General features: G+C 73.6%; 17 protein-coding genes, 1 tRNA gene, 1 pseudogene and 1 riboswitch. Of the genes and pseudogenes, 8 read left to right on the top strand and 11 right to left on the bottom strand.

Annotation, left to right across the window (positions count from 1 at the left end):
- Nucleotides 1-439 precede the first annotated feature (439 nt).
- Nucleotides 440-979, bottom strand: a complete 540-nt coding sequence (locus ACIRNI_RS03045; RefSeq protein WP_403547808.1) for a MarR family winged helix-turn-helix transcriptional regulator — start codon at nucleotides 977-979, stop codon at nucleotides 440-442.
- Nucleotides 980-1,110: 131 nt separating this feature from the next.
- Here ACIRNI_RS03045 and ACIRNI_RS03050 point away from each other — a divergent pair, with 131 nt between their 5' ends.
- Nucleotides 1,111-2,385, top strand: a complete 1,275-nt coding sequence (locus ACIRNI_RS03050) for an MFS transporter (RefSeq protein WP_403548794.1) — start codon at nucleotides 1,111-1,113, stop codon at nucleotides 2,383-2,385.
- On the opposite strand, the gene ACIRNI_RS03055 is transcribed toward ACIRNI_RS03050, so the two are convergent.
- Together ACIRNI_RS03055 and ACIRNI_RS03060 are read right to left on the bottom strand one after the other, a co-directional pair.
- Nucleotides 2,382-4,049 (bottom strand): SpoIIE family protein phosphatase, encoded by a 1,668-nt coding sequence (locus ACIRNI_RS03055; protein WP_403547810.1) that lies wholly within the window; start codon nucleotides 4,047-4,049, stop codon nucleotides 2,382-2,384. The two genes, ACIRNI_RS03050 and ACIRNI_RS03055, sit on opposite strands and share 4 nt — an antisense overlap.
- A gap of 174 nt (nucleotides 4,050-4,223) precedes the next feature.
- A complete protein-coding gene (locus ACIRNI_RS03060) occupies nucleotides 4,224-5,624 on the bottom strand; it encodes an NAD(P)/FAD-dependent oxidoreductase (RefSeq protein ID WP_403547811.1) in 1,401 nt (466 codons plus the stop codon).
- A gap of 367 nt (nucleotides 5,625-5,991) precedes the next feature.
- Between ACIRNI_RS03060 and ACIRNI_RS03065 the strand changes: the two genes are divergently transcribed.
- Entirely contained in the window at nucleotides 5,992-6,831 is an 840-nt protein-coding gene (locus ACIRNI_RS03065) for a TetR/AcrR family transcriptional regulator (RefSeq protein ID WP_403547813.1), read from the top strand.
- Nucleotides 6,832-7,006: 175 nt separating this feature from the next.
- Nucleotides 7,007-8,908, top strand: coding sequence for a sigma-70 family RNA polymerase sigma factor (locus ACIRNI_RS03070; RefSeq protein ID WP_403547815.1), 1,902 nt, complete (start codon nucleotides 7,007-7,009; stop codon nucleotides 8,906-8,908).
- A 15-nt stretch (nucleotides 8,909-8,923) separates the two neighbouring features.
- Here the strand turns inward: ACIRNI_RS03070 and ACIRNI_RS03075 are convergent, their stop codons facing one another.
- A complete protein-coding gene (locus ACIRNI_RS03075; protein ID WP_403547817.1) occupies nucleotides 8,924-11,014 on the bottom strand; it encodes an asparagine synthase-related protein in 2,091 nt (696 codons plus the stop codon).
- A gap of 711 nt (nucleotides 11,015-11,725) precedes the next feature.
- Between ACIRNI_RS03075 and ACIRNI_RS03080 the strand changes: the two genes are divergently transcribed.
- From ACIRNI_RS03080 to ACIRNI_RS03095, 4 genes are all read left to right on the top strand, one after another.
- Complete coding sequence (locus ACIRNI_RS03080) at nucleotides 11,726-13,156, top strand: MFS transporter (RefSeq protein ID WP_403547819.1); 1,431 nt, start codon at nucleotides 11,726-11,728, stop codon at nucleotides 13,154-13,156.
- A 69-nt stretch (nucleotides 13,157-13,225) separates the two neighbouring features.
- Nucleotides 13,226-14,434: an L-2-hydroxyglutarate oxidase gene (lhgO, locus tag ACIRNI_RS03085; RefSeq protein WP_403547820.1), complete on the top strand. Its 1,209-nt coding sequence runs from the start codon at nucleotides 13,226-13,228 to the stop codon at nucleotides 14,432-14,434.
- A 79-nt stretch (nucleotides 14,435-14,513) separates the two neighbouring features.
- Complete coding sequence (trmB, locus tag ACIRNI_RS03090) at nucleotides 14,514-15,305, top strand: tRNA (guanosine(46)-N7)-methyltransferase TrmB (RefSeq protein WP_403547822.1); 792 nt, start codon at nucleotides 14,514-14,516, stop codon at nucleotides 15,303-15,305.
- A 44-nt stretch (nucleotides 15,306-15,349) separates the two neighbouring features.
- Nucleotides 15,350-16,681, top strand: coding sequence for a PrsW family intramembrane metalloprotease (locus ACIRNI_RS03095; RefSeq protein ID WP_403547824.1), 1,332 nt, complete (start codon nucleotides 15,350-15,352; stop codon nucleotides 16,679-16,681).
- 39 nt (nucleotides 16,682-16,720) lie between these two features.
- Here the strand turns inward: ACIRNI_RS03095 and ACIRNI_RS03100 are convergent, their stop codons facing one another.
- The 5 genes and pseudogenes from ACIRNI_RS03100 to ACIRNI_RS03120 form a co-directional block, all read right to left on the bottom strand.
- Nucleotides 16,721-17,671 carry an aldo/keto reductase gene (locus ACIRNI_RS03100; RefSeq protein WP_403547826.1) on the bottom strand — a complete coding sequence of 317 codons (951 nt, stop codon included), beginning with the start codon at nucleotides 17,669-17,671 and terminating at the stop codon, nucleotides 16,721-16,723.
- Nucleotides 17,672-17,850: 179 nt separating this feature from the next.
- Nucleotides 17,851-19,020, bottom strand: a complete 1,170-nt coding sequence (locus ACIRNI_RS03105) for a M23 family metallopeptidase (RefSeq protein ID WP_403547828.1) — start codon at nucleotides 19,018-19,020, stop codon at nucleotides 17,851-17,853.
- 11 nt (nucleotides 19,021-19,031) lie between these two features.
- Nucleotides 19,032-19,168, bottom strand: a riboswitch (cyclic di-AMP (ydaO/yuaA leader).
- A 227-nt stretch (nucleotides 19,169-19,395) separates the two neighbouring features.
- Entirely contained in the window at nucleotides 19,396-20,559 is a 1,164-nt protein-coding gene (locus tag ACIRNI_RS03110; RefSeq protein ID WP_403547830.1) for a PP2C family protein-serine/threonine phosphatase, read from the bottom strand.
- Nucleotides 20,560-20,727: 168 nt separating this feature from the next.
- Nucleotides 20,728-20,801, bottom strand: a tRNA-Met gene (locus ACIRNI_RS03115).
- 45 nt (nucleotides 20,802-20,846) lie between these two features.
- Nucleotides 20,847-21,322: pseudogene (locus ACIRNI_RS03120) on the bottom strand (carboxymuconolactone decarboxylase family protein).
- A 47-nt stretch (nucleotides 21,323-21,369) separates the two neighbouring features.
- Between ACIRNI_RS03120 and ACIRNI_RS03125 the strand changes: the two are divergent.
- Nucleotides 21,370-22,848: a PLP-dependent aminotransferase family protein gene (locus ACIRNI_RS03125; RefSeq protein ID WP_403547831.1), complete on the top strand. Its 1,479-nt coding sequence runs from the start codon at nucleotides 21,370-21,372 to the stop codon at nucleotides 22,846-22,848.
- Between the two features lie 14 nt (nucleotides 22,849-22,862).
- Here ACIRNI_RS03125 and ACIRNI_RS03130 read toward each other — a convergent pair whose 3' ends face one another.
- Both ACIRNI_RS03130 and ACIRNI_RS03135 read right to left on the bottom strand, forming a co-directional pair.
- Nucleotides 22,863-23,300 (bottom strand): PaaI family thioesterase, encoded by a 438-nt coding sequence (locus tag ACIRNI_RS03130; protein ID WP_403547833.1) that lies wholly within the window; start codon nucleotides 23,298-23,300, stop codon nucleotides 22,863-22,865.
- Between the two features lie 47 nt (nucleotides 23,301-23,347).
- Nucleotides 23,348-24,535, bottom strand: coding sequence for a PLP-dependent aminotransferase family protein (locus ACIRNI_RS03135; protein ID WP_403547835.1), 1,188 nt, complete (start codon nucleotides 24,533-24,535; stop codon nucleotides 23,348-23,350).
- Nucleotides 24,536-24,941: the final 406 nt, after the last annotated feature.

A 24,941-nucleotide genomic window follows, 5' to 3' on the forward strand; every position in this document is an offset into this window, starting at 1 on the left:
GGACGCTTCCTTTGTACTCACCCTCTCGGGCTTTCCTCCGGGCGCTTCCCTTCGGTCTTTCGTGTTTCCAGCTTAGCAGATCCGTTTTCCGTTTCTGCCACCCGCTGGAGCGGGCTGCCGGGCCGTTCTTCGCTTTCGCGTTTCCCTTTCCGGCGGTTCCGACTCTATCAGATCCCTTCGGGCCTGATTCCCAGTCAGCGGGCTTGTCTTCCCGACCCGTTGGGCCGTTCCGACGTTTCAAACTCTAGCGGATTTCCCGGGCGGCTCATAATCGAGCCTTTCGAAATGCATTTCGGCATGCCGAAAATACGTCCCGTTCGGGAGATCGTGCTGGGTTTGGTTGCCGCGTTCGCGGCGGGATCGGCTGTCGCAGAACCGTTCCGGCTCCGTGACAACTCGAAGAACCTTACGGATCGGCCAGGGGTGTGTCAAGTGACCTCTACTCGAGGTCGGTCAGCCGGCCGCCCGCGTCCGGCTGGGCGTGCTCGACCCTCCGCAGGACGCGGATCAGGAGCTCCCCCAGCACGCCGCGCTCCTCGCTCGACAGGTCCTGGAGGAGGTCCTCCTCGAAGGCGGTCGCCATGCGCATCGCCTCCAGCCACTTGGCGCGGCCCTCGTCCGTCAGCTCGACGATGACGCGCACCCGGTTGGTCTCGTCGCGGTCCCGCGTGACCAGGCCGTCGGCCGCCATACGGTCGATGCGGTGCGTCATGGCCGCCGGCGTGAGGCCGAGCCGCTTGGCGAGGTCGCCGGGGCCCAGGCGGTACGGGGCGCCGGAGAGGACGAGGTGCTTGAGGACCTCCCACTCGGCGTTGCTGATGCCGAGCTCGGCGACCTGGCGGCCGTACGCCACGTTCATGCGGCGGTTCAGCCGGCCCAGCGCCGAGACCACCTTCTCGACCTGAGGGTCGAGGTCGCGAAATTCGCGCTGGTAGGCGGCGATCTGTTCGTCGAGGGTCGGCTCCTGCGTTGCGGACATGCCCCGGAGTATCCCATGGCACGGCTTGGCGTTGAAGTCCTTCCATGTGTAGAGTTAAGGATCGAACTTTAGTGTTGAAGTCTTCCGAGGTAAGACCTCGCGAACCGAAGTAGGTGAGTGTGTCCAAGGCGATGGGCGCTGCGATGCGCCGGATCCAGGCAGGGAACGTGCTGAGTGCGTTCGGGCTCGGGTTCACCGTTCCGTATCTCTATGTGTATGTGGCTCAGGTGCGGAACCTGGGCGCCGGCACGGCGGGTGTCGTGCTGGCCGTCTTCGCCATGGCCGCACTCGTCGTGCTGCCCTTCACCGGGCGGGCCATCGACCGTCGCGGGCCGCTTCCCGTGCTGGTCGGCGCCGCGCTGCTGGCCGCCGTCGGGGCGCTGGGCATGGGCCTGGCGGGCAGCGTGTCCACCGTCGTCCTGGCCGCCGCCCTGCTGGGTGCCGGTACGGCCGTGATGCAGCCCGCGCTCGCGACGATGATCGTGTGGTGCTCCTCCACGTCGACGCGCACGCGCGCGTTCGCCGTGCAGTTCTTCCTGCAGAACCTCGGGCTCGGCATCGGCGGCCTGATCGGCGGGCAGCTCGTCGACGAGAGCCGTCCGGACAGCTTCCTGCTGCTGTTCTCCATCGAGGCGGCGATGTTCCTGGTGCTGGCCGGGATCGCCGCGACCGTACGGATGCCGCGTACGCCGTCGATCGCGGACGCGCGGCCGCAGACCGAGGGTGGCGGCGTACGGGCGCTGCTCGGGCACCGGGCCATGGTGCAGCTGTGCGTGCTGGGGTTCGTGCTGTTCTTCGCCTGCTACGGGCAGTTCGAGTCGGGCCTCGCGGCGTACGGCACGGAGGCCGCCGGGATCGAGCCGTCGGCGCTCGGCCTGGCCCTGGCCGCGAACACGGCGGTCATCGTGGTCGCGCAGTTCCTGGTGCTGCGCTTCGTGGAGCGGCGTCGGCGGACGCGGATGATCGCGGCGGTCGGGCTCATCTGGACCGTGGCGTGGCTCTTCGCGGGGTACGCCGGGCTCGGGCACGGCAGCCAGACGATGGCGACGGCCGCGTTCATCACCACGTACGGCCTCTTCGGTCTCGGCGAGGCGATGCTGTCGCCGACCGTGGCGCCGCTGGTGGCCGACCTGGCGCCGGAGTCGATGGTCGGGCAGTACAACTCGGCCTTCGCGCTGGTCAAGCAGCTCGCGCTGGCCGTCGGCCCGGCCGTGGGCGGGCCCATGGGGGCCGCGCTGCACGGCCCGTACATCGTGACCTTCGTGCTCTTCTCGCTGGGCATCACCGTGCTGGCCCTGCGGCTGGGCAAGAAGCTCACCCCGGTGCAGGACCACCCGTACCTCGTGGCGAAGTCCCGGGTGGTCGCCCGGCACCAGCCCGAGCAGGCGGTGGAGGCCGCCGTCTAACCCGGTAGCGCGAACTCGCACCAGACCGCCTTGCCGCCTCCCGGCGTGCGGCGGCTGCCCCAGGACGAGGCGATCGTGGCGATGATCGAGATGCCGCGACCCGCCTCGTCCTCCGTTTCGGCGCGGCGGCGGCGCGGCAGGTGGTCGTCCCCATCCGTCACCTCGATGATCAGGCGGCGGTCGGTGCGGCGGAGTCGAAGGCGCATCGGCGGGGTGCCGTGCTGGAGGGAGTTCGCGACCAGCTCGCTGGTGGCGAGCACCCCCAGGTCGCGCAGCTCGACCGGGAAGCGCCAGCTGGAGAGCACCCCGGAGGCGAAGGCACGCGCGCGCGGCGCCGCCTCCACGCCGCCGAGCAGGTCGAGCGCGGCGTTGTGGAACAGCTCCGCGTCCGGGCCCGTACGGGCCGGGTGCTGGAGGACCAGGACGGCGACGTCGTCGTCGTGCTCCGCGGTGACGCCGAGGGAGCGCAGCAGGCGGTCGCAGACGACCTGGGGGGTGCCGGTGGCGCCGGAGAGGGCGCGCTCCAGGGCGGCGACGCCTTCGTCGATGTCCTCGCGGCGCCGCTCGACCAGGCCGTCGGTGTAGAGGACGGCGGTGGAGCCGGGCGGGAGGGCGATGGTTCCGGAGGTGTGCAGCCAGCCGCCGGTGCCGAGCGGCGGCCCGGTCGGCTCGTCGGCGCGGCGTACGGTGCCGTCCTCGTCTCTGACGAGGATGGGGAGGTGCCCGGCGGAGGCGTAGACGAGACGGCCCTCGTTGGGATCGTGGACAGCGTAGACGCAGGTGGCGATCTGGCTGGCGTCGATTTCGGAGGCGAGTCCGTCGAGGAGCTGGAGCACCTCGTGGGGCGGCAGGTCGAGGCGGGCGTACGCGCGCACGGCCGTGCGCAGCTGGCCCATGACGGCCGCCGCGCGCACACCGCGGCCCATGACGTCGCCGATGACCAGGGCGGTGCGGCCGGCGCCGAGGGTGATCACGTCGTACCAGTCGCCGCCGACCGCCGCGTCCGTGCCTCCCGGCTGGTACGTGGCGGCGACGCGCAAGTCGTCGGGCTGCTCCAGCTCCTGCGGGAGGAGGGAGCGCTGGAGGGTGACGGCGGTCTCGCGGTGGCGGCGCTCGCTGGCGCGGAGCCGGGCCGCGGCGTCGGCGTGGTCGGTGACGTCGGCGGCGTGGACCAGGACCCCGCCGCCCTCGTGGCCGGGCGTGTCGACGGGGAGGCAGGTGACCGTGTACGAGCCGCCGTGCGTGCGGCGCGACTTGACCGTACGGGGCTTCCCGCTGCGCAGCACCTGGTCCATGAGCGGCAGCAGGCCCAGCTCGGCGAGCTCCGGGCAGCCGGCCGCGAGGGTGGTGCCGGGGGCGCGGTGGCCGAAGGCGGTGGCATAGGCGTCGTTGACGTACGCGATGCGGTGTTCGGGTCCGTACGCGACGGCGACCAGGCCGGGCAGGCGGCTGAGGATCTCCCGTACGGAGAAGTCCTCCAGGGCGGGAACGCCGTCGGGCAGGGGCTCCGGTCGGCGGCCGGGCTCACCCGTGCCCGACTCTCCGCGCGCGGCGGGGACCGAGCCGTCCCCGCGCTGCGCCGGCGCGACCCCAGGGTCGGTGCCGCGCGCGGCGGCGCGGCGTTGCGTACCGGGGAGCCGGGCGCTCCAACGGGTGAAGTTCACGGATCTGTATGCCTCGTGGTGTCGGTGCCGTGCTGGGTCGCTGGGTCACTCTGTGCAGGTGTGAGCCCACCTATGGTCACACGTCCAGTGTGACCGAGCGCACTGACAATGGCGTCGGCCGTTGCGTCAGCCAGTACGTGCGGTACGTGTGGTGCCTGCGGGACGTGCCGTACCTCAGTCGGACTTCGGCGCGCCGTCCGCGGTTCCGCCCTCGGCAACCTCGTCGGGGTCGGGTGGCGGTGGTCCGGCCGCGAGTTCGAACTCGGCACGCGGGTGTTCCAGCGATCCGAGGGAGACGATCTCGCGCTTGAACAGCCCGGCCAGCGTCCACTCGGCCAGCACGCGCGCCTTGCGGTTGAACGTCGGCACGCGGCTGAGGTGGTACGCGCGGTGCATGAACCAGGCGGGGTAGCCCTTGAGCTTGCGGCCGTAGATGTGCGCCACGCCCTTGTGCAGGCCGAGGGAGGCGACGGAGCCGGCGTACTTGTGGGCGTACGGCTTGAGCGGCCGGCCCTGGAGGGAGGCGGCGAGGTTCTCGGCAAGGGCCTTGGCCTGGCGTACGGCGTGCTGGGCGTTGGGGGCGCACTCCCTGCCCTCCTCCTCGGCCGTGACGTCCGGTACCGCTGCCGCGTCCCCGGCCGCCCAGGCGTGTTCGACGCCCTTGACGGTGAGGAACGGGGTGCAGGAGAGGCGGCCGCGTTCGTTGCGGGGCAGGTCCGTCGCGGCGAGGACGGGTGCGGGCTTGACGCCCGCCGTCCACACGACCGTACGGGTGGGGAAGCGGGTGCCGTCGCTGAGGACGGCGACGCGGCCCTCACACGATTCGAGGCGGGTTTCGAGCCGTACGTCGATGTTGCGGGCGCGCAGCTCGCGCACGGTGTACCGGCCCATGTCCTCGCCGACCTCCGGGAGGATGCGGTTCGTCGCCTCGACGAGGACCCACTTCAGGTCCTCCGGCTTGATGTTGTGGTAGTACCGCGCGGTGTAGCGGGCCATGTCCTCCAGCTCGCCGAGGGCCTCCACGCCTGCGTAGCCGCCGCCGACGAAGACGAAGGTGAGGGCCGCGTCGCGGATGGCGGGGTCGCGGGTGGAGGAGGCGATGTCCATCTGCTCGATGACGTGGTTGCGCAGGCCGATCGCCTCTTCGACGGTCTTGAAGCCGATGCCGTAGTCGGCGAGGCCCGGGACCGGAAGAGCACGCGAGATGGAGCCGGGCGCGATGACCAGCTCGTCGTAGGAGATCTCGACCGGGCCCGCGCCCTCCTCCTCGGTGGCGAGGGTGGTGACGGTCGCGGTGCGCTTGGCGTGGTCGACGGCCGTGGCCTCGCCGATGAGGATCTGGCACCGGTCGAGGACGCGGCGGAGCGGGACCACGACGTGGCGGGGCGAGATGTTGCCGGCCGCCGCCTCGGGAAGGAAGGGCTGGTACGTCATGTAGGGGTCGGGCGTGACCACGGTGATCCGGGCCGTGCCGCTTCTCAGCCGGTCCTTGAGGTGCCGCTGGAGGTGCAGCGCGGTGTACATCCCGACGTAGCCACCGCCGACAACGAGAATGCGCACAGGTTCGGTCACCATCCCATGACGCAACGGGGGCCGGGGTTTGTCCACAGGCCCGACAACTTGTATGACCGGTGACCGCGGCGGGCCCGGAGTGCCGTGGCGGGGTCCGGACGCCGATCGGGCCGGAAGGTGCGCAGGTCAGGGGAGGCGGCGCGGGTGGGGGCGGGGTCGTGTGAGGGGCCGGAATCGGGAGTGTTCCGGTCCTTGCTCCGATCGGGGGGCGCACCGGACGGAACTGCCCCTTCTGAATTGACCCCGACTCAACTATGTTCGTATGTCGTCGGGGTGTCCGGGTCGTTGCGCGTGACCTGAGCAAGGGGTTCGGCCCCCGATCGTCAGGGCGGGGAGTCTCCGGGGGGAGACGTCATAACCGGGGGAACACATGCATGTTCAGGATTCGCATTTGCAGGCCGTCGTCACGTCGTCGTCGGCTGACGGGACCGTACGGGCGATGGCCGACGGGCGCTCGGTGACCGGCGGGAGCGCCATGACGGGCGGCGGCTCCCTGTCCGGCGGGGGCTCCCTCGCCGGCTCGACCGGTCGTACGGCGCCGCTGCGCGTGGACGCGCAGCGCAATCTGGAACACGTCCTGCGGGCGGCCCGCGAGGTGTTCGGCGAGCTCGGGTACGGGGCGCCGATGGAGGACGTGGCGCGCCGGGCGAGGGTCGGCGTCGGCACGGTCTACCGGCGCTTCCCGAGCAAGGACGTGCTGGTGCGCCGCATAGCCGAGGAGGAGACCGCCCGGCTGACCGAGCAGGCGCGCACGGCGCTGGGCCAGGAGGAGGACCCCTGGTCGGCGCTCTCCCGCTTCCTGCGTACGTCGGTGGCCTCGGGCGCCGGGCGGCTGCTGCCGCCGCACGTGCTGCGGGTGGGCGTGGACGACGCGCCCCAGGCCGACGAGCTCGGTGGGCCGCGTGACCTCGGCGGGCTGGGAGAGCTCGGTGACCTCGGTGAGCTGGGCGACTCGCGGGTTCCGCACCAGCGCGCGGTGCCGGTGGCGGAGCTGGACGACCCGGGCGCGGCGGAGCTGCTGGAGGTCGTGGGCCGGCTCGTCGAGCGGGCGCGCGAGGCGGGCGAGCTGCGCGGTGACGTGACCGTGGCCGACGTCCTGCTGGTCATCGCGACGGCGGCGCCCTCGCTGCCGGACGCCGCCCAGCAGAGCGCGGCGTCGGCACGGCTCCTGGACATCCTGCTGGAGGGCCTCCGCTCCCGGCCCGCGTAGCGGCGGGCGCCCGGATCCGCACCCGCGCCGCACCCGAACGGGTGAGGGCTCGTGCGCCGATTCGGGCCGGTTCCCCGGATGAGTGGTCAACGGGCCAACGGCCCCGGACGGGGCCGGGCCCGTGGCACGCTGGCCCGGTTATTCGGGTTCGAGCAGTGGTACGGGGGCTTCCGCCATGAGCGGTGAGGGTCGCGACGAGCCGCCGGGCGGCAGGGTGGCCGGCACGGACGCCGACGCGGGCGTGAATGTGCCCGCGCAGCGCTCCGGCGGGTCCGCCGGAGCCTCCCAGGCTTCCGAGTCCGTGCTGCCTCCGCCGATCGAGCTGCCCCCGTCGGACGTCGAGCTGGTACGGCGCATGCGCTCCGGCGACGACGGCGCGTACGAGGAACTCTTCCGCCGCCACGCGGAGGCGGTGCGGCGGTACGCCCGCACGTGCTGCCGGGACGGGCACACGGCCGACGACCTCACCGCCGAGGTGTTCGCGCGGACGCTCCAGGCCGTGCGCGGTGGCGCGGGACCGGAGCACGCCGTGCGGGCGTACCTGCTGACGACCGTGCGGCGGGTCGCGGCGGCCTGGACGAAGACCGCCAAGCGGGAGCAGCTCGTCGAGGACTTCGCGCTGTTCGCCGCCCAGGCGGCGCGTACGGCGGAGGTGTCCGAGGAGGACACCCTCGAGCTCGGTGCGGACGTGCGGGCGATGCAGGAGGCGGAGCGCTCGCTCGCCATGCGGGCGTTCCGTTCGCTGCCCGAGCGGTGGCAGGCGGTGCTGTGGCACACGACGGTCGAGGAGGAATCACCGAGCGAGGTGGCGCCGCTCTTCGGGCTGACCCCCAACGCCACGGCGGTGCTGGCCAGCCGCGCCCGCGAAGGGCTCAAGCAGGCCTACCTCCAGGCGCACGTGAGCCGGGCGCTCACGTCCGGCGGTGACTGCGCCCGGTACGCCGACCGGCTGGGCGCGTACGCCCGGGGCGGGCTGCGGATGCGCGCCGAGCGGGGGCTGCGCGGGCACCTGGAGGAGTGCGCGCAGTGCCGCGTGGCCGTGGGGGAGCTGGAGCAGGTCAACGCCGGCATCCCCGCGCTGCTGCCGGTCGCCGTCATCGGCTGGTTCGCCGCCGGGGCCTCCCTCAAGGCGGCCGGGGTCGTGGCCGCCGGCGGCGCTGCGGGGGCGACGGGCGCGGCCGGAGCCGCGGCGGCGGCCACCGGCGCGGGAACCGGTGCCGCGACCGGGTCCGGGGCCGGGGGAGCCGTCGGCGGGGCCGCCGCCGAGGGGCTCGGGGCTCCGGCGAAGGCCGGGATCGGAGCCGCGTTGGCCGTCGCGGCGACCGCGGGGCTGGTCTGGGCGTTCGCGGGCGATCCGAAGCCGGCGCCGCAGCCGCAGGCGAGGCCCCCGCAGGCGGAACCGGCCGTCCCGCGCGAGGAGCCGTCGCCCCGGCCCGCCCCCGCGAAGCCGACCCCGACCCCGTCCCCCGCCCCAACTCCGGCACCCACGCCCAGCCCGCGCCCGGCACCGGTCCGTGCGCCATCACCGACGCCCACGCCCACACCGGCGAAACCCGCACCCCCGGCTCCGGCCCCGCAGCCGACCCCGCCTCCGACACCGAAACCGAAGCCGACACCCCCTCCGCCGCCCGCCCTGACCACGTACCGGGTCAACACGCTGCACTACAGCCTCTACGGCGACCACACCCGCCCCGAGGTGCGGCTGCTGGAGTCCAGCTGGCTGTGGCAGCGCTGGGGCATGTCGATAGGCGGCAAGCGGTACGGCCACGGCGTGACCGTGCACGCGCGGTCGTCCGTCGCCATCGACCTCAACCGCCGCTGCTCGACGTACGACTCCTTCGTCGGCGTCGACGACATGGCGCTGGGCCTGGGCGCGGCGCGGTTCTCCGTGTACGGGGACGGGGGCGTGCGGCTGTGGCGGTCGCCGGTGATGCGCGGCGGCGACGCGGCGGTGCCCGCGCGCGTGCCCATCGCCGGGCACCGCACCATCCGGCTCGTCGTCGAGCCGGACCCCGGCACGCCCCTCGGCGCGGTGGCCCCGGTCGACTGGGCCGAGTCGCGGATCAGCTGCGGCTGACGGCCAGGCCCGGCGTCACGACCTCAGTGTCGGCCGCGGCGGAACCCCCGCCGCCACCGCGCGCTGCCGGGGCGCCGCCGTGCCGGTCCAGCAGGTGCCGCGGCGGGCGATCAGGCGGCGCAGCCACAACTCCGTGGAGACCAGGTCGGCGAGGCCGTCCAGGGGCAGCGCTTCGCCCTCGGAGGCGGCGCGCAGCGCCTTGCGGACGACCCGGGCCTCGATCAGGCCCGCGTCCGCGAGCAGCGGCGCCTCGAAGAGGGCCATCAGCTGCGGCAGGGCGAGGCGCAGCCCCGCGCGCGTGGCGGCGGCCGACGGCGTGTGGGAGGGCGCGCCCCAGCCGGGCGGGAGGTCGCGGATGCCGGCGCCCGCGAGCACGGCGCGCAGGATCGCGGCCCGGGCACCGGGCTGGACGCGCAGCGACTCCGGGAGGTCGCGGCAGGCCCGTACGACCTGGTTGTCCAGGAAGGGCGCGTGCAGCCGCTGGCTGCGGATCTCGGCGGCCTGCTCCAGGATGCGGTGGTCCGCCGCGTGCCGCGCCAGGGCCGCACGGGCGCGTGCTTCGCCCGGCCGCTGGACGGACGTGGGGCGGGTCGCCGCCTGCCCCAGGCGAACCGATACTTCAGCGAGCGCCTCGCCGGTGAGCCAGCGCGCGGCGGGCCCCGGCCGGGACCAGGCCAGCGCGGAGAGGGAGGCGTCCAGAGGCCCCGTCACGGCCGACGCGGTCCGGTTCGCCGCGAGCAGGCCGTCGGCGGCGGACTCCAAACCTGCGCGGTAGGGCGTACGGGCCAGTTTGCGCGCCGCGCGGTAGACGGTCAGCGGCACCAGCAGGGAGCCCGCCGAGGGCCCGGCGGCCTTGGCGAGCGCGGTGACCGGCCGCAGCAGGTGCCGGCGTCTGCGGTCCAGCAACAGGTCGGCGAGGCGCGCGGGGTGGGCGTCCAGGACCTGGCGGGCGCCGTGCCCGGTGAAGTGGTCGGCGCTGCCCGCGGCGAGGCGCCGCCGGTGCCGTGCGGCCGCCACCAGGGAGGGGCCCGGCTCGTCGGTCAGGGGCCCTTCCAACTCCAGGTACGGCAACGCCTCTTCGCCCGCGGCGACCACCACGTGGTGGAGGCGGGGGTTCTCGGCGATGAGCCGGGCCCGTTCCAGTTCGTCGTCGCGGCCGCCCGTGGCCAGGTCGTTGAAGGTGACGGCGAGCAGCCGCTCCCCGGCGCCCGTGCCGTGTCCGAGGATCGTGCCGGGCGCGCCGGGCAGCCCCGCCGCGAGCAGCGCCAGGGTGCTGGACGCGCTGCCGCCCGACAGGTCGGCGCCGATGCCCGGAGCGGGCGCCCCGCGCGCGGCGCGCCGCTCGGCGGGCCCCATGCCGGGCACGGGCCCCGGGTCGGGCAGCGGGGTCTCGGGGGCGTGCCGGGGCGCCGTGAGCCGGGCCCGTACCGCCTCGACCAGCGCTTCCCGTACGCCTTCCACGGCCCGGTCCGGGTCGATGCGGGGGCCCTCGACGGCGAGCGAGGCGACCGGTTCGTACCCGGTGATCTCGCGGGAGCCCTCGCGCAGCACGAGCGCGTGTCCGGGCGGGACCCGCTTCACCCCGGCGTACGGCGTGGAGTCGCGCAGCGCCTCGGGCGTTTCGGGGCAGGCGAGGAGCGCCGCCAGGTGGCCGATGTCGAGTTGCGCCTCGATGAGGTCGGCGAGGGGCAGGGCGGCGGTCGCGTACGCCGTGCCGTTGGCCCAGGGGGTGTGGAACACCGGGCGCGCCCCGGCCAGGTCGCCGGCGACGATGATGCGCCGCCCGGTCTGCACGACGGCGGTGTAGCTTCCCGGCCACGCGGTGAGGTGGCGCATGGCGCCGCCGCGCGCCGCGAACAGCCCGACCCTGAGCTGCTCGTCGCTGGCGGCGCAACAGCCCAGTACGGCAAGGCGCGTACAGGGGTCGACGGTGATGATGCGCACCTCGTCGGGGCGCCAGTCGCCCACCGCCCACAGCGGATCCGGGTCACCCCACAGCAGTTGGGCGCCGACCGGGTGCACGGTGCGTCCGTCGTCGTCCGCCCCTACCGCACCCGCCGTACCGAAGCTCGCGGCGATACTGCTCCACCCCACCAGCCACCGCATCGCCGCCTCCACCGCCTGTGGACAACATCAGCCTTCGATGAGGACATGCTGCCACGACAACGGCGCACAAGAGGGCTCCCGGGCGCGCGCCCGGGAAAAGGGAACGCGCCCCTGGCATGGGCGATATGACGATGGTTACAGCGACGGTTCCGACGACGGTTTTGACGATGGTTCGACCGACTCGACGACGGGCATCATCCAGCCAATCTGGTCCGCATCCGTACAGACCCGGTACCGGCTTCGGACCGGATCCGTACGCATGATGTCGGATCCGTACGGAGGTTCGTGCGCATGGCTTCCTACGTACGGTTCCGTACGCGCGGCTCGCTACGGATCGACGGCCCGGGAGGCGCCCTTCGCCTCCCGGACCGGTCCGCCGCCCGCGGGGAATGAGGCGGCGGTGTCCCCCAGCCCACTGGTTCCAGTACGCAGCGGGCCGACCCACGCAGGCCCTATGGAAGCCCTCGCCCTCCGAGCAGGGCCAGAGCGCACGGCCGGGCGCACGGCCACACGGCCGGAGCGCGGGGGCGGGGCCGCGGGCGCGCGTCCGGAACACCGAACGCTCCTGGCCATCCGCCCGTACGCACAACAATCTCGCCATACGGAACACTGCCTCTTAACGGTCGGGATCCGTCGAACTACGCTGGGTTTACGAATGCCGCGCGCCTATGCCTGGCGTGCGGCGGCCGTCTGGGTGTCGAGGGGTGGCGCATGTCCAGGGAGCAACGCGGGCCGAACGAGAAGCTCGGCACCGTTCTCGCCCTCGCGGGAATCAGCAACGCCGGCCTGGCCCGGCGGGTCAACGACCTCGGGGCGCAGCGCGGGCTGACGCTGCGGTACGACAAGACGTCGGTGGCCAGGTGGGTGTCGAAGGGCATGGTGCCGCAGGGCGCCGCGCCGCACCTGATCGCGGCCGCGATCGGGCAGAAGCTCGGTCGTCCGGTGCCGCTGCACGAGATCGGCCTGGCGGACGCCGACCCGGCGCCGGAGGTCGGTCTCGCCTTCCCGCGCGACGTCGGCGAGGCGGTGAAGTCGGCGACCGAGCTGTACCGGCTGGATCTCGCCGGGCGGCGGGCGGGCGGCGGCGGGATCTGGCAGTCGCTGGCCGGCTCCTTCGCGGTGAGCGCGTACGCGACACCCGCGTCCCGCTGGCTGATCACCCCCGCCGACTCCTCGGTGGAGCGGTCGGTGCCGCCGGGCGACGAGCCGGACGGGACCGGGCTGGTGCGCGTGGGCCACAGCGATGTCGCCAAGCTGCGCGAGGCGGCGGAGGACGCCCGCCGCTGGGACTCCAAGTACGGCGGCGGGGACTGGCGCTCGTCGATGGTGCCGGAGTGCCTGCGGGTCGACGCCGCGCCGCTGCTGCTGGGCTCGTACTCGGACGAGGTCGGCCGGGCGCTGTTCGGGGCGACCGCCGAGCTGACGCGGCTGGCGGGCTGGATGGCGTTCGACACGGGCCAGCAGGAGGCGGCCCAGCGGTACTACATCCAGGCGCTGCGGCTCGCGCGGGCGGCGGCGGACGTGCCGCTCGGCGGGTACGTGCTGGCGTCGATGTCGCTGCAGGCCACCTACCGGGGCTTCGCCGACGAGGGCGTGGACCTGGCGCAGGCGGCGCTGGAGCGCAACCGGGGGCTGGCGACGGCCCGGACCATGTCGTTCTTCCGGCTGGTGGAGGCGCGGGCGCACGCCAAGGCGGGCGACGCGGCGGCGGCCGGAGCGGCGCTCAAGGCGGCGGAGGGGTGGCTCGAGCGGTCGCGGGAGGGCGACGCGGACCCGACGTGGCTGGGCTTCTACTCGTACGACCGGTTCTGCGCGGACGCCGCCGAGTGCTACCGCGACCTGAAGGCGCCGCGCCAGGTGCGCAGGTTCACCGAGCAGGCCCTGTCCCGGCCCACGGAGGAGTACGTCCGCTCGCACGGCCTGCGGCTGGTGGTGAGCGCGGTCGCCGAGCTGGAGTCGGGGAACCTGGACGCGGCCTGCGCGGCGGGCACGCGCGCGGTGGAGGTGGCCGGGCGCATATCGTCGGCCCGTACGACCGAGTACGTACGGGACCTCCTGCACCGGCTGGAGCCGTACGGCGACGAGCCCCGGGTGGTGGAGCTGCGCGAGCGGGCCCGGCCGCTGCTGATGACCCCGGCGTGACCTTCGCCTCCCCAGGTTTGGGCGCATTGTCAGTGGGCCAGTGCACTATCTGGGGTGGGAGGTGGCACGGTGTCCGCGTACGGCGACGGCAAATACGACTGTGACGTGCTCGTGATCGGCGGCGGGATCGTCGGGTTGTCGACGGCGTACGCCCTCACGCGCGCCGCGCCCGGGACGCGTGTGGTGGTGCTGGAGAAGGAGACCGGTCCCGCCCGCCACCAGACCGGGCGCAACAGCGGCGTGATCCACAGCGGCATCTACTACCGCCCCGGCTCGCTCAAGGCGCGGTACGCGGTGCGCGGCGCCGCGGAGATGGTGAAGTTCTGCGCCGAGTACGGCCTGCCGTACGAGGTCACGGGCAAGCTGATCGTCGCCACCGAGCGCGACGAGCTGCCCCGGCTGCACGCGCTGGTCCAGCGGGGCCGGGAGAACGGCATTCCGGTACGGGAGCTGGGCCCGGCACAGATCAGCGAGTACGAGCCCCAGGTACGGGGCCTCGCCGCCATCCACGTCGGCACGACGGGCGTGTGCGACTACGGCGCGGTGGCGGCCCAGCTGGCGGAGTCCTCCGGCGCGGACGTCCGGTACGGCGCGGAGGTGACCGCCGTCGACCGGCGTCCCTGGGGTGTCGCCGTCCGCACGTCCGCCGGGGACATCGTCCGCGCGCGGCTGCTGGTGAACTGCGCGGGCCTGCACTGCGACCGGGTCGCGCGGCTGGCGGGCGACGAGCCGGGCGTGCGGATCGTCCCGTTCCGCGGCGAATACTACGAACTGGTCCGCCCGGAGCTGGTGCGCGGCCTGGTGTATCCGGTGCCGGACCCGGCCTTCCCGTTCCTCGGGGTGCATCTGACCCGGGGCATCGACGGCGGCGTCCACGTCGGGCCGAACGCCGTGCCGGCGCTGGCCCGCGAGGGGTACGGCTGGTCCACGGTCCGCTCGCGCGACCTGGCCGGGACGCTGACGTGGCCCGGTTCCTGGCACATCGCCCGCCGCCACTGGCGGTACGGCGCCGGCGAGCTGCGCCGCTCGGCGTCGAAGCGCGCCTTCACGGAGGCGGTGCGGCGCCTGCTGCCCGCGATCGGCCCCGGCGACCTGCGCCGGGCCCCGGCGGGCGTCCGGGCGCAGGCCGTCCTGCGCGACGGCACGCTGGTCGACGACTTCCTGATCCAAGAGGCACCGCGCACGGTCCACGTGCTGAACGCCCCGTCGCCGGCGGCGACCGCGTCCCTGCCGATCGGCCGGGAGGTGGCGCGGCGCGCGCTGGCGCAGCTGCGGTAGCCCGTGTCCCCGCTGCCAGGACCGTGGGGACCTTCGGTCCTGCCGCCCCTCGGGGCCGGGGCCGTAGAATCGGGGCATTGTGTCTGAGATCCGTGAATCCGCCGTGGAAACCGCCGTGTCCTTCCGGCCCAAGGGCGAGCCCCGCTTCCCCGAAGGTCCCGCGCCCGATCCCGCCGGGTCGCACTTCGAGCGGCGGATCCGCAGCTTCCAGCCCCGGCGCAGCCGCGTCACGCCCGGGCAGGCCGACGCCCTGCGACGGCTGTGGAGCCGGTGGGGGCTGGACATCGACGGGCAGCGGGTGCTCGACCTGGGCGAACTGTTCGGCGGACTGCCCGTCGTGCTGGAGATCGGCTTCGGCATGGGCGAGGCGACCGCGCAGATGGCCGCCGACGACCCGTCGACCGGCATCCTCGCGGTCGACGTGCACACCCCCGGCCAGGGCAATCTGCTCGCCCTCGCGGACCGGGCCGGCCTGACGAACGTCCGCGTGGCCAACGGTGACGCGATCATCCTGCTGCGCGAGATGCTGGCGCCCGACGCCCTCGACGGCGTACGCGTGTACTTCCCGGACCCCTGGCCCAAGAAGCGGCACCACAAGCGGCGGCTGATCCAGCCCGAGTTCCTGACCCTCGCCGCGTCCCGCATGAAGCCCGGCGCCGTGCTGCACTGCGCGACCGACTGGGAGCCGTACGCCGAGCAGATGCTGGACGTGCTGAGCGCCCACCCCGACTTCGAGAACACCCAGGCCGACGGGGGCTACGCGCCCCGGCCCGCCTTCCGGCCGCTGACGCGGTTCGAGGGTCAGGGTCTGGACAAGGGGCATGTGGTGCACGACCTGCTGTTCCGCCGGGCCGCGCGAGCAGCCGAGTAACTCACTCATCGCGGACTGTCAGTGGTCCTCGTTAGGGTCGTTGTGTGACCCACTCGTCCCCGCAGCCCGCAGCACAGGCGGCGCACCCGGCCGTCCCGGCGTACGACCCCGAGCCGTCGTTCGACGCGGTGCCCGAGCGCGCCCGCTGGCGCTACAAGCCGCGGCGCCTGTGGCGCAGTCGGGTGGTGCGGCTGGGGTCGGTGTTCACCGTGCTCGCGCTGTGCGCGCTGGTGATCCTGGCGCTGGTGCGGGAGCAGACGGGTACGGAAGGCTTCCTGGTGGGCCTCGGCCTCGCCCTGCTGCCCGTGCCGCTGCTCCTGGCGGCGTTCCGGTGGCTGGACCGGGTGGAGCCGGCCCCCTGGCGGAGCATGATCTTCGCCTTCTCCTGGGGCGCCTTCGCCGCCGCGCTCGTCGCGATCATCGCGAACACCTTCGCGCACCGCTGGATAGCCACCGCCACCGCCGATCCGACGGCCGCCGACACGATCGGCGCGACGGTCATAGCGCCCGTGGTGGAGGAGACCGCCAAGGCCGTCGCCGTACTGCTCCTGTTCCTCTTCCGCAGACGGGAGTTCACGGGCATGGTCGACGGCGTCGTCACAGCGGGCTTCACGGCGACCGGCTTCGCCTTCACCGAGAACATCCTCTACCTGGGGAACGCCTTCGGGGAGGACCAGCAGCTCGGGGCGTCGGGCTTCGCCTCGGTCACGGCCGCGACCTTCTTCGTACGGATCGTGATGTCGCCCTTCGCGCACCCGCTGTTCACGGTCTTCACCGGCCTGGGCTTCGGCATCGCCGCCGTCAGCGCGCGCCGCAAGCGCGTGCGCCGCATCGCGCTGCCCCTGCTCGGCCTCCTGTTGGCGATGAGCGTGCACGCGATGTGGAACGGCTCGGTGTCGTTCTTCGGACCCTGGGGGTTCTACGCGGTCTACGGGGCGTTCATGGTGCCCGCCTTCGGGCTGATGACGTGGCTGGTGATCTGGACCCGCCAGCGCGAGCTGCGCACCATATCCGGCGAGCTGCCCGCGTACGCGGCGGCCGGCTGGCTGTCGCCCACCGAGCCGCTCGCGCTGTCGTCGATGCGGGCGCGCGGTCTGGCCCGCGCGTACGCGGCCCGCGCCTTCGGCCCGGGGGCGGCACGGGCGGTGGGTGAGTACGAGGCGTTCGCGACGTCGCTGGCGTTCCTGCGCCACCGGGCCCGCCGGGGTGCGGCGGGCCCGGACTTCCTCGCGCGGGAGCAGGAGCTGCTGCACCACCTGTGGCAGCGCAAGGCGCTGGCGGGCCCGGCCCTGACGTACGCGGCGCGCGCGACGGGCCGGGTGTGGGTGCCGCCTCCGCACCGGGACTACGACGGCTACAACCCGTACCGGGCCTGACGCCCGCCCCGGGGCCGGACCCCGGGGCCCTGACCAGCGCTACGCGGACGCGGCCGTCAGCACGGCGAGCTCGTCCGCCGTGAGCTCCAGCTCCGCGGACGCGAGCAGCGGGGGCAGCTGCTCGACCGTGCGGGCGGAGGCGAGCGGCGCGGCGACGGTCGGCTGCGCGGCCAGCCACGCCAGCGCGACGCTCGAGACCTCGATCCCGCGCGCCCCGGCGATGGTGTCGAGCGCGGCGAGGACCTCGCGGCCCCGCTCGGTCGCGAGGTGCTTGGCGGCGCCCTCGGCCCGCGCGCTGTCGACCTGCGTGCCCGGCCGGTACTTGCCGGTGAGGAACCCGGAGGCCAGCGCCCAGTACGGCACGGCCGACAGCCCCGCCCGCTCGGCGGTGTCGCGCAGGGCGCCCTCGTAGGTGCCGCGCGAGACGAGGCTGTAGTGCGGCTGGAGCGCGACGTAGGAGGCGAGGCCCTCGCGCGCGGAGAAGTCCAGCGCCTCCTGGAGCCGCTCGGCGGAGATGTTGGAGGCGGCGACGGCCCGCACCTTGCCCTCCTTCACCAGCCGGTCCAGTGCGGGGACGAACTCCTCGACCGGGACGGCCGGGTCGTCGACGTGGGTGTAGTACAGGTCGATGTAGTCGGTCCGCAGGCGGCGCAGCGACTGCTCGGCCGCGGCCTTGATGGTGGTGGCGCCGATCCCCTTGTACTGGGGGTGGCTGCCGACCTTGGTGGCGACGATGACGTCGGACCTGTTGCCCCGGGCGGCCATCCAGTCACCGATGACCGTCTCGGACTCGCCGCCCTGGTGGCCGGGGGCCCACGACGAGTAGGTGTCGGCGGTGTCGACGAAGTTGCCGCCGGCTGCCGCGTACGCGTCGAGGGCGGCGAAGGACTGCGCGGCGTCGGCGGTCCAGCCGAAGACGTTGCCGCCGAGACCGAGGGGGAAGACGTGGAGGTCGGACGTACCCAGCCTGCGAAGGGGAAGTGAGGTCATGCGATACCTCAACACCCCGCGTGACGTGCCGTATTCCGGGCATCCGCCCATGGGGCGAAGGAACCGGTGGCCCTGGCGTCGGGGGGTGGAACGCCAGGGCCACCGGAATCTGCGGGCCGTCGGACGGTCATTCCGTCAGACGGTGGTTCAGACGGTCAGGCCGTCGGAGAGTCGGGCCGTCAGACGGTCAGGCCCTTGCCGCGGAGCCACGCCAGCGGGTCCACTCCGCCGCCGCCCGCCGTGTGGACCTCCAGGTGCAGGTGCGGCCCGGTCACGTTGCCGGTGGCGCCGACGCGCCCGATGGTCTCGCCGGTGGCGACCTTCTGCCCGGCGCCGACCGTCATCGAGGAGAGGTGGCAGTACCAGACCTCGGTGCCGTCCTCCAGCTCCAGGACGATCCGGTAGCCGTACGAGCCGGACCAGCCGGCCGACTTGACGGTGCCGCCGTGCACGGCCTTGGCCGGGGTGCCCGTGGGGGCCGCGAGGTCGAGGCCGGTGTGGTAGCCGGAGGACCACATGTTGCCGGCCTGGCCGTAGGTGGAGGTGATGGTGTACGAGGAGGTCGGCAGCGCGTAGCTGCCGGCGAGCTTGGCCAGCCGCTCGGCCTCCGCCTTGGCCGCGGCCTCCGCCTCGGCCTTCGCCGCCGCTTCGGCCTTCGCCTTCGCCTCGGCGGCCGCCTCCTTCTCGGCGGCGGTCTGCTGGGACTTGGCCAGCGCGGCCGCCTGCTCGGCGGCCTCCTTCTCGGCCGCGAGCTTCGCCGCCGCGTCCGCGGACGCCTGCTGCTGCTCGGCCTGCTGGAGGATGCGCGCCCGCAGGGCCTCGCCGGCACTCGCGCCGCTCTCGGCCCGGTCCCCGGCGGAGCCGTCGTCGGCGGCGAGGGACCCGGCGGTCAGCGGCGCGGCGGCGGTCAGCCGGGCGTCCGCGGAAGAGCCGCCGGAACCGCCGTCGGCACCGTCGTCGGAGATCAGGGAGCCGATGCCCGGCATGGACTCGGCGTCCGGAAGGCTGTCGGCTATCGCGCCGGACAGGTCGGGCAGGGATATGGAGACCGCCGGCTTGTCCTGCGCGGTGGCCATCCCTCCGGCGCCGACGGCCGCGATGACGCCCACGCCCAGGACCGTGGAACTACGGGCCAGCCCGCCGCGCTGCTTGACCACGCGGTGGCGGCCACGGACGGGACGGACGGTGTCCTCGGTGGGGTTCCACTCCTCCCACTGACCCTCCGCGGGCGCACCGGAACCGGGGCCCGGGCCGAAGGAGTCGACGAAGTGGGGTGCCGGGGAGGCGGGGGCGGCCGGGGAGGCCGATGGAGCAGACGGCGCTTCGGGGGCAGGCCTGTTGGACGCCACGGGGGCGCACTCCTTTCCTTCCTTCTCGCCTACCGGGTTAGCTGACGGGTTCGGAGCAGGAAGGTCTCCTTCAGGCCGGCGATGCGGCCCGATTCACCCCAAGGTGGTGGTTCCCCGGTTCCCTTGCGGAATTCGGCGCGCGCGCACGGTGCCGTCGCTCTTGCGTCGGCTGGGACGACCGCGCTGCGTTATCGAACGTTAATAGACGCGGGGCCGTGATTCCAAGCCGTTCCTACTGATCATTAACCACGTAGCCCCCGGCATACCGCCCCACAAACGGGCATAGGCAGCTAAGTTGACTGCCCCTCATGCCCCGTGTGCCTCACCACACTTTCTGACGGTTAGTCAAATGTTATGCGGAGGGCTCCACAGCGATCACCCTCCGTGCCCAGTCGCCCCGGATGCTCCCGCCGCCGCGGCCCGCTGCCCCTGAGGCGTGTTCACCGCCAGCAGCGCGAGGTCGTCGGTCGTCCCCCCGCCCCCCGTATGCCGCCGTACGTCCTCGACCAGGGTGTCCAGCATCTCCCCCGGCCCCGCGAAGCTCCGCCCCGCCAGCCGCTCCGCCGGGTCGTAGAAGGCGCCGCTCGCGTCCCGCGCCTCGGAGAGCCCGTCCGTGTAGAAGAGCAGCGTCGCCCCGGGCGGGAACGGCACCTCGTCCGCGCGGTCGGGCCACGGCCCCAGGTCCGCCATCCCCAGCGGCAGCGCGGGTTCGGTCGGTTCCAGCCGCTCCAGGCCCCCGTCGGCGTACAACACCAGCGGCTCCGGGTGGCCGCGGTTGACGATCCGCACCACCGCCTCGCCGCGCACCACCTCGGCCAGCACGGCGGTGGTGAAGCCCTCGAAGGCGTCGAGCCCGTCGCGCCGGGTCCCCTCCCGCGCGAGCGCCCGCTCCAGCCGCTGCGACACCCCCTCCAGCGAGCTCTCCTGCTCGGCCGCCTCCCGGAACGCACCCAGCACGACCGCCACCGCCTCGACCGCGCCCATCCCCTTCCCTCGTACGTCCCCGACCACCAGCCGCACCCCGTAGGGCGTGTCCTGCACGGCGTAGAGATCGCCCCCGATGAACGCGTCCGCCTGCGCCGCCTCGTACCGCGCCGCCACCCGCAGGCCACCGATCCGCTCGGCCGGCGTCGGCAGCACGGCGCGCTGCGCGGATTCGGCGATGCCGCGGGCGGAGGCGAGCCGCTCGCCGCTGCGCCGCACGACCCGGTTGATCATCAGCGCGAACGCCGAGACCGTGATCAGGGTGACGAGCTCCGTGATCGACGGGGCCTCGTCCAGCGTGCCGCTGTGGAGGCGCAGCCCGGCCAGTGCCAGGACGGCGGCGGTCCCGGCCACCAGGGTGATCCGTACGGTGAAGAACGGCGCGGCGACGAGCGGGGCGGCGGTGAACAGCGGCACGGCCGTGAACCGGGGCGGCGTCAGCAGGTCGAACACCACCCCGCCGACGATCATCAGTACGGGCGCCACCCGGAGGAAGCGGCGCACCTTCGCGCGTCGCGCGCTCCGACCCCAGGCCCTGTCGCCGTTGTCACCCACGGTTACGGACGGTAGGCGGGCCCCGCGCACACCGTCCGGAGCCGCGCCGCAGGATGCCCCGCCATCGGCCGACCGGGCGACCGGGCGACCACCCAGGACATGCAGCACACGCACGACATGACGACGAAGACCCGGTGCCTTGGGGCACCGGGTCTTCGTCGTCATCAGTAGCGGGGACAGGATTTGAACCTGCGACCTCTGGGTTATGAGCCCAGCGAGCTACCGAGCTGCTCCACCCCGCGTCGGTAAACACCACCCTACGCCATGCGGAGCAAGATCAACACCAATTACTCGCCCGGCACCTTCGCCGTGCTGAGGGCAATGCGGTTCCAGGTGTTGATGGTGAAGATCAGCGCGAGCAGCTGCCCGAGCTCGCCCTCCTCGAACTGGGCGGCGGCGCGCGCGTACACCTCGTCCGGCACGCCCTCCGCCGCGACCAGCGTGACGGCCTCGGTCAGCGCGAGCGCGGCCCGCTCCCGCTCGGTGAAGAAGCGCGCCGCGTCGCGCCAGACGGCGACCATGTGCAGCCGCTCCTCGCTCTCCCCGGCCTTGCGCGCGTCGGTGGTGTGCATGTGCAGGCAGTACGCGCAGCCGTTGAGCTGGGAGGAACGGATCTGTACGAGCTCGACCAGGGCGGGGTCCAGGCCCTGGCGGGCGCGGCGTCGAAGCCGATCAGGGCCTTGAACGCCTGGGGAGCGGCCTTCGCGAAGTTGATCCGGGAAACGGCGTCCGTGTGCGTGTCCCTGTGCGTGTTCGTCGTCATGTCCATGAATCTAGGCGCCGGAAAGACCGCCTGTAGGGTGCATTTCCATGCCTGAATCAGAGGTCAATTCACCGGTCGGATCGCGGGCCGGCTCCTGGGCCGAAGCGGCCGAACGCATCGGCGCCGACCTCCACCTGGAGCTGTCCCGTACGGGCAGCCGCCGCGCCGCGCTCCTCACCGCCCTGCGCGACGCCGTACGCGGCGGCCGGCTCGCCCCCGGTACGCGCCTGCCGCCGTACCGCTCGCTCGCCGCCGACCTGGGCCTGGCCCGCAACACGGTGGCCGACGCGTACGCCGAGCTCGTCGCCGAGGGCTGGCTCACCGCCCGCCAGGGCTCCGGAACCCGGGTCGCCGAACGCGCCGCGCCGGCGAATCCGCCCCGCGTTCCGAAGAAGTCCCCGGCGCTCCCCGCCCCCGCGCCCCGCCACGATCTGCGGCAGGGCACCCCCGACGCGTCCTCCTTCCCCCGCGCCGCCTGGCTCACCTCCGCCCGCCGCGCCCTGAACGCCGCCCCGAACGAAGCCTTCGGACCCGGCGATCCCCAGGGCCGTATCGAACTGCGCACCGCGCTCGCCGCCTACCTGGCACGCGCGCGCGGCGTGTACACCGACCCCGAACGCGTCGTCGTCTGCTCCGGCTTCGCGCACGCGCTGCGACTGCTGTTCGGCGGCGGCGTCCTGCGCGGGCCGCTCGCCGTCGAGTCGTACGGGCTCGGTTTCCACCGCTCCCTCCTCCAGGCCGCGGGCGTCCGGACCGTTCCGCTCGGCCTCGACGAGGACGGTGCCCGGACCGAGGAACTGGCCTCCCTCACGGGCGGCGTACGGGCGGTGCTGCTCACCCCCGCGCATCAGTTCCCCACCGGCGGCCCGCTCCACCCCGCCCGCCGGGCCGCCGCGGTCGACTGGGCACGCGGACGCGGCGGCCTGGTCCTGGAGGACGACTACGACGGCGAGTTCCGCTACGACCGCGAACCGGTCGGCGCCGTCCAGGGCCTCGACCCGGCCCGCGTCCTCTACCTCGGGTCGGTCAGCAAGAGCCTGTCCCCCGCCGTACGGCTCGGCTGGATGGTCCTGCCCGAGCACCTCGTCGAGCCGGTCCTCACCGCCAAGGGCGAGCGGGAGGCGTGGGCGAGCGTCCTGGACCAGCTCACGCTCGCGGACTTCCTCGCGTCGGGCGCGTACGACCGTCACGTCCGCCACATGCGCCAGCGCTACCGGCGCCGCCGCGACCGGCTGGTCGCCGCCCTCGCCGACCGCGCCCCGCACATCCAGCCCACCGGCATCGCGGCCGGCCTCCACGCCGTGCTGCGCCTCCCGCCGGGCACGGAGGCCTCCACGGTGAAGGCGGCCACCTGGCAGGGCATCGCCCTCGACGGCCTCGCCGCCTTCCGCCACCCGTCGGCCACGATGCCGCACCGCGACGGCCTGGTCGTCGGCTACGCCACCCCGCCGGACCACGCCTACGGCGCGGCGCTGGAGGCGCTGTGCCGGGCGCTGCCGCCCGGCGGCCCGGATCGGGCCACCTGACGCACGCCCGAGGGCTACCGGGGCACGGAGTAGGTGACCGTCGCGGTGGCGGCCAGGGTGCCGGCGCTGTCGCGGAGTTCGGCGAGGACGACGCAGAGGCGGTTGCCGAACTTGGCCATCTCCGCGTGGGTACGGAGCAGACCCGGGCGGGGGCGGCTGAGGTAGCTGATTTGGAGGGAGCTGGTCAGGGCCATGGGGGTCGGGCGGCCCAGGCGCGCGTTGATGAGCAGGAAGGCGGCCAGGTCCACGAGGGCGGCCTGCTCGGGACCGGAGATGGTGCCGCCGGGGCGGGTGCGGAGACGGGTGCCGTCGGCCTCCATGGTGAGGCGGGTTCCGGTGGCCTCGGTGACCTCGCAGGCGGCGTAGTCCTGGAAGTCCCGCGCGATCATGTCGTTGAGCGCGGCGGGGGTCATCGGGGCGTCGTCAACCAGGGTGGCCGACTCGGTGGGCATGGGAATCCCTTCTGGGGCACGTGGATGACGCGGGTAGGGGCTGCGGATTACGCGAACGCCTTGGCCAGACGGCGCAGGCCCTCGGTGATCTCCTCGGGGGAGTGGGTGGTGAAGGAGAGGCGCAGGGCGGCCGGGTCGGGCTCGCCGGCGAAGAACGGGGCGCCGGGGACGTAGGCGACCTCGTGACCGATGGCGACCTGGAGGAGCTGGGTGGCGTCGGATCCCTCGGGCAGGCGGGCCCAGACGAACATGCCGCCGGCGGGCTGGTTCCAGCGGCTGCCGGCGGGCAGGGCGGCGGGCAGGCCGTCGAGGAGGGCGTCGCGGCGTCCCCGGTAGGCGTCGCGGATGGTCCGGATGTGGGCGTCCAGGTCGCTGTCGCGCAGGTAGCGGGCGGCCACGGCCTGGTCGACGGTGGAGGTGTGGAGGTCGGCGGCCTGCTTCGCGATGACGCAGGACCGGCGGATGGCCGCGGGGGCGCGCAGGTAGCCGAGGCGCATGCCGGGAGCCATGATCTTGGAGAAGGAGCCCAGCAGGATGGTGCGGTCGGACGCGGCGGGGGACGTGGCGATCCAGGGCACCTGCTCGCCGTCGTAGCGGAGTTCGCCGTAGGGGTCGTCCTCCACGATCCAGAAGCCGTGCCGGGCGGCCGTCTCGGCGACGGCGGTCCGCCTCGCGGCCGGGAGGGTGCGGCCGGTGGGGTTCTGGAAGGTGGGGACGAGGTAGAGCAGCTTGGCGGGTTCGCGGGCGGCGATCTCGTCCAGGGCCTCGGGGATGATGCCGTCGTCGTCGGTGGGGACGGGGACGACGCGGGCGCCGGCGAAGCCGAAGGTCTGGAGGGCGGCCAGGTAGCAGGGGTCCTCGACCAGGACGACGTCGCCGGCCTCCAGGGTGGTCGTGGTGATGAGGGTGAGGGCCTGCTGCGAACCCGTCGTGATCACCAGGTCGTCGGCGCCGGTCGGCAGCGCACGCGCCGTGAGCCGCCGCGCGATGGCCTCGCGCAGGTCGGCGTCGCCCTCGGTGGTGGAGTACTGGAGGGCCCGGCGGGCCCCTTCGGCCATGACGCGGTCGAATGCCGCCTTCAGGCCGTCGACGTCGAACAGTTCCGGAGCCGGAAGTCCCCCCGCGAAAGAGATCACTTCGGGGCGTTCGGTGAGCAACAGGATGTCCCGTACCGGCGAGGAAACGACGCTGGCCAGGCGGGAGGCGACTGCGGGCGGGGGGACAGAAGGCTGCATGCCCCAAGCATAAAGAAATCAGGGGGGCTGTCCAGGCTGCGGATTGGTCAGGAGGCCCTGATTCGAGGGTAGTTGAGCCTGCCTGCTGGACGCGCTTCGGCTCAGCATTTGAGACTTCGGTGCATAGGGAAGGAATGTTTGCGGGGAGTCCTTGGCCGATTTACGACGGCGGATTCGAGCGCACTCCACCGGTGGCGCTTGGTGGGGAGTCACCGCAGATGGGAGGCGCTGCGCCGTGAGGGCGTTCCGGGTGGCGGAGGTGGTCCCACCCCCTGCCGGGGAGAGGGTAGGGAGAGGGAATCCCGACACCTCTCGGTGGCGTGTCGGCTGCCGTGGCCGAAAGTTTTCCATTGAACACCCGTTTGGGGTGTGGTTATCGTCGGCCCGCTCTGCTGAAGGCAGCGGT

This window comes from Streptomyces sp. NPDC093546 (assembly GCF_044765045.1).
Taxonomy (GTDB): Bacteria; Actinomycetota; Actinomycetes; order Streptomycetales; family Streptomycetaceae; genus Streptomyces.

Coding starts and splice junctions, on each gene's coding strand:
- ACIRNI_RS03065 (WP_403547813.1), top strand. CDS start 5,992: ATGCATGTTCAGGATTCGCATTTGCAGGCCGTCGTCACGTCGTCGTCG.
- ACIRNI_RS03075 (WP_403547817.1), bottom strand. CDS start 11,014: ATGCGGTGGCTGGTGGGGTGGAGCAGTATCGCCGCGAGCTTCGGTACG.
- ACIRNI_RS03135 (WP_403547835.1), bottom strand. CDS start 24,535: ATGCAGCCTTCTGTCCCCCCGCCCGCAGTCGCCTCCCGCCTGGCCAGC.
- ACIRNI_RS03080 (WP_403547819.1), top strand. CDS start 11,726: ATGTCCAGGGAGCAACGCGGGCCGAACGAGAAGCTCGGCACCGTTCTC.
- ACIRNI_RS03045 (WP_403547808.1), bottom strand. CDS start 979: ATGTCCGCAACGCAGGAGCCGACCCTCGACGAACAGATCGCCGCCTAC.
- ACIRNI_RS03125 (WP_403547831.1), top strand. CDS start 21,370: ATGCCTGAATCAGAGGTCAATTCACCGGTCGGATCGCGGGCCGGCTCC.
- ACIRNI_RS03060 (WP_403547811.1), bottom strand. CDS start 5,624: ATGGTGACCGAACCTGTGCGCATTCTCGTTGTCGGCGGTGGCTACGTC.
- ACIRNI_RS03100 (WP_403547826.1), bottom strand. CDS start 17,671: ATGACCTCACTTCCCCTTCGCAGGCTGGGTACGTCCGACCTCCACGTC.
- ACIRNI_RS03050 (WP_403548794.1), top strand. CDS start 1,111: ATGGGCGCTGCGATGCGCCGGATCCAGGCAGGGAACGTGCTGAGTGCG.
- ACIRNI_RS03130 (WP_403547833.1), bottom strand. CDS start 23,300: ATGCCCACCGAGTCGGCCACCCTGGTTGACGACGCCCCGATGACCCCC.
- ACIRNI_RS03070 (WP_403547815.1), top strand. CDS start 7,007: ATGAGCGGTGAGGGTCGCGACGAGCCGCCGGGCGGCAGGGTGGCCGGC.